Source organism: Microcoleus sp. B13-B6 (genome assembly GCF_036705405.1).
Taxonomy (GTDB): domain Bacteria; phylum Cyanobacteriota; class Cyanobacteriia; order Cyanobacteriales; family Microcoleaceae; genus Microcoleus.
The window spans coordinates 1-4211 of sequence record NZ_JAUBUJ010000185.1 but is presented as its reverse complement, the minus strand read 5'-3'; the positions used below and the strand labels follow the sequence as shown (position 1 = coordinate 4211).

2 protein-coding genes are annotated in these 4211 nt (G+C 45.5%); both read right to left on the bottom strand.

The window, feature by feature from the left end:
- Positions 1-47 precede the first annotated feature (47 nt).
- A complete protein-coding gene (locus QUB35_RS37840; RefSeq protein WP_333148068.1) occupies positions 48-476 on the bottom strand; it encodes a DUF7680 family protein in 429 nt (142 codons plus the stop codon).
- 312 nt (positions 477-788) lie between these two features.
- Positions 789-4016 carry a DUF499 domain-containing protein gene (locus tag QUB35_RS37835; RefSeq protein ID WP_333148066.1) on the bottom strand — a complete coding sequence of 1076 codons (3228 nt, stop codon included), beginning with the start codon at positions 4014-4016 and terminating at the stop codon, positions 789-791.
- Between the last annotated feature and the right edge of the window lie 195 nt (positions 4017-4211).

Genomic DNA, 4211 nt, shown 5'->3' with positions numbered 1-4211 from the left:
CAGGCAAGATGCCTGTTCCACATATTATCGCGCAAAATTTCACAATTTCAATCTCCCAATAAAATTCGCAAAGCTTTCAAAGCATTTGAACGATTCCCATTGGCAATTTTACCAAACCAATAATGTGCCTCTTCATTACTCATAGCCATAATCCCCTCGGCAATATTCGCAATTCGTTCGGTTTTCGATAGCGGTTGCAGCGATTGAAATAAAATCGCCAAACTCACCCCCGATTCTTCTGATAATATATAAGGAGTTTGTCGCTGCTGAGATAAACTTTTCGGGTCGTAATTATTCGCTTTGAGAGTTGCATAAATTGTTTGTCTGGCTAAAACTAGGGCATTTCCTTTGAGTCGCCCCAATTTTTTAGCAGCCGGACGTTTTTTCTCTCCCGCTTTCTTGTAAGCACATTGATACAATTCCAAAGCGAAGTTGTTATTATCTAAAGGCAAAACTCGTAATTGAAATTCTTGCATGAGCTCTGGGCGGGGCGGGTTTATGAGATATTTTATTTGAGGCGTAAATGGTTGGTAGAACCCGCCCCTACATGGCACTAATTATACAACAATTAATCTACATATCCGATCGTCTCCGAGCGATCGCGATTCGTGTAGGGGCGGGTTCACCAACCATCTACGCAATCAACCAACCATCTCAAAAACCCGCCCCGGCCTATGTATTATGCGGGTATGTTAAAAGAGGTAGATTGCGATTTACCGTGGGGTGGGGGCGGGTTTTTGAGATTGTTAATTTTTGCCACATATTGTAGGTGAACCCGCCCCTACATTTCAATATATCACCCTTGCCGTTAAATTTAAACGCTCTACTTGATTGCGATCGAGCATTTGTTTGATACTATTAATATCCGAGGCATTTGCTGACAAAACTGGCTTGAATTCTAAGGTGATTTTCAAATTAACCTCGGCTTGCGCGTCGGGACTGTTCAACAAATTGTTGATAGTCGATAAAAAGCCCTGAAATCCCCGAAACGCCCCTTGATATTCCAGCCGCACAAATTGGTCGTCGGTTTTAATGGTTACGGTTTGGTCGATTTGCGGTTGCCAGCGCTGCAATAGGGCAATTGCTGTTCCGAATTTGCGATAATCCGTTACTTGATTCACAGACAATTCTAGCACTTCGATGCCTTGCACTTTGTAGTCGCTAATGCGATCGCCCAATCCCGTAAATACCGCACTTATCGTGCCGTCAATTTCGATAACCGTCGGTTTCGCCTCCCACAAAGTCCCCGGTAGCGTTTCCACAACATAAGGAGGATTTGTGATCTCTCCCACGGTAGGAACTTGAGGATTTAGATTGACATTGGTTGTTTTTTCTGCTGTCTCACCGTTACCGTAATCGGCCACCACACGAAACATAGTGTTATTAACAATGGTGGCGTCATACTCATCGGAAGGGAAGAAATTTCCCGGCACTAAAGTATTATCTTGATACAAACTAACCGTCAATGCTCCTTTCGCTTTCCACCTGACACGCACGGGTTTTGCCGCTTCTGTACTCGGCATCAATTGGGCGCTGAGTTCCACTTCTTTGGGCGCTGGAGGTTCGAGAATGCCGCGCTTGTATAGGGAGGCGCGATCGCTAAATTCGATCGTCTCCGGCAGTGTCAGCATACTATCATCGGTTTTGATAAATAGTCGATCACCGACTTTCATATCCCAATTGCCCATTTTCAAACCTTCGCGAATCGTCTCCCGCAGCATCGAAACTTCCGCATCAAGGAGAATATTCAAACTCAAATCTTTAGCAAAAGCATCGCGCAGCGCCTTCGTCGTCCAATTATCCAACCCCGCAGGCCAAACTTTTTGCAGGATAAAAGCCGGGGCGAAAGGTTTAGCTTCTTCCGCGCGAATCTTGCCGCAATCTTTGAGGGCTTTAAGAATCACATCTTGCTGGTTGTTTTTGCCTTTCACCATACTCGCATCCTGCGCGGTAAGAGTGTAGTGCATCAATCCTTTCGGTGCTTTTACTTGGTCATTTGAAGGATAAAATAAATGACGGTAAGCATTAGTCAAAGATACTCTCACAGCTATATCTTTCGCGCCTTCCCGTTCCTTCAATTGCTTCTGCTGGCTTCCCGATAAATCTGCCAGCCGATTCTGACTTTTGAGAATATTTTGAATAGCTTTATATTCTCTGGCATTGTCGATCGCCGTTTCTAATTCTAGCCGATTTGCCACCAAAAATAACAACCGGTTCCGGTAGGTGCGAAACTTCCCCGATTCGCCGCTATTGTTAAAAATTCTCTCGATTAATTCCGGGGCTGCGTCGGTAGAAGCATTCACCACCGCATCGTCAAAGTCGATCGCGCACAACGCCACATCATCCGGGTTATCATCTACATCTCCGGGACTTTCGATATTAGAAACTAAGGTAAAGAATTTCTTGGCAAAAATGCTATCCCGGCGAGTTCGCAAATCATCTTTCGCGCATCCCCTCCCAACTTGTTCCTTCTCCTCCGTGATAATTTTGTTGATCGAAGGTTCTTCTTTAAACCTGGCTAAAGATGTGATCGGATCGGAGTCTAAATACCAGGCTACCTTCGTCAATCTTTCTAAAGCGCGATCGACAAAACCGCTGTCAACCCCTGGAGTCAGCAGCGACAAATTCAACTCAGCCAGCCGAATTCCCGAAGAATTTCCCTGAGTCAAAGAATGCAAAAATATTGTTCTGCTTACCCAAGTAGAAAACGGCGGTTTTCCCGCTGCTATCCATTCCCCATCTTGCAATTGTGCGTAAGCCGGCCTACCATCGGGATTGTAGATATCAGCGCCGATCGCATTCCGCAAGGGCGATCGTTGCAACCGAGAAGTCAGATCGTTAGTAATTTCGCCATCCATCCCTATAGGAATGTGATGCGTGTGAATCATCGGCATCCAACCATCGCGGTTTTCCCACAAATGCCGCACGACTTGCGCGAACAATCGCAAAGCGCCCCGCGTCTTCTGGAATTCGGGAATAGAAGCAATTTTTTTAGTAAGAAGATTGAACAATTCCGGGTGAAACGGATAACTTTGGGCGATCGCTTTTGAGTATGACGCATCTTTGCACCCATCGGGCAAATTAACGCGGCAATTGCGATAAGCCGCCAAATATTCCGATGCCGCTTTTTGCGCCGCTTCCTCGCTAACTCTGGCAAACACCCGCTGTTTAACGATATTGTAAATTTCGATATCTGTAGAAGGACTCAACACCCTTTCTTGTCTTGCGGAAGCGCGCATCGTTTCTTGCAATTCTGCCGTTTCTTCCCCAAAAGTATCTGCTGTCGAGGCGAGGGAATAAACCAATACTAAATTATCGCACGCTGCCGCCAAATCCATCAGGGAAAATAGAAAAGCTACCACTTGTTCGGCTAAATCGCTTCTGCCAATTTGTTTCGCTTTTGCCGATCGCAAATACCGCGCAATTTCATCTAAAATAATCACAGTCGGCTGTCCCCCCGTCAACCGTTCTAACACCGAAGTACCGGGACTGACACCGCTTTTATCGCTGCCTTGCAGTAACTGATAGCCTGAAATCCCGCCAATTTGGTAAGCAATTTCGCCCCAAAGAGTGTAGGTTGTCAAGCCGCTGTCCGAGTGATAAACTCCTTGTTCTGGGTCTAAATCTCGACCGTCGATCGCTGCAACGGCGATCGGGCGATCGGGAATAACGCTAATATCTGTAAAGCGTTCCAATCCGTGAATTTCTCGCCCTTGCTTGCAGATATGCCAGAGTGCAATTTCATCGTGAGTTTTGCCGCCCCCAAAACTCGTTTCCAAACGAACCACACCCGCCCCGGCGCTTTGCTTCATCAAGCGGCTGAAAACTTCCCGGATTAGGGTTTTAATGCCATCAGTTGCGAAAGTATTAGCAAAGAATTTATTAGCATCTTGATAAACTTGAGGTGCATTTCCTTCGACTACCAGCCGCAATTTTGCAGCAAATAAATCTAGAGACAAATCTCCCGATAAAATCTCATCTCTGGGGACGCAGGTATCAAAGATTAATGGCAGCATATCAAAGATTCTTTGGTGTTAGGTAAATGATTAAAATTGAGATGTTAAACCATTTTTAATTAGCTTTGATGAACAGGCAAGATGCCTGTTCCACAATCAAATTCATCTTTTTTGGCAGGATGAACAGGCAAGATGCCTGTTCCACAATCAAATTCATCTTTTTTGGCAGGATGAACAGGCAAGATGCCTGTTCCA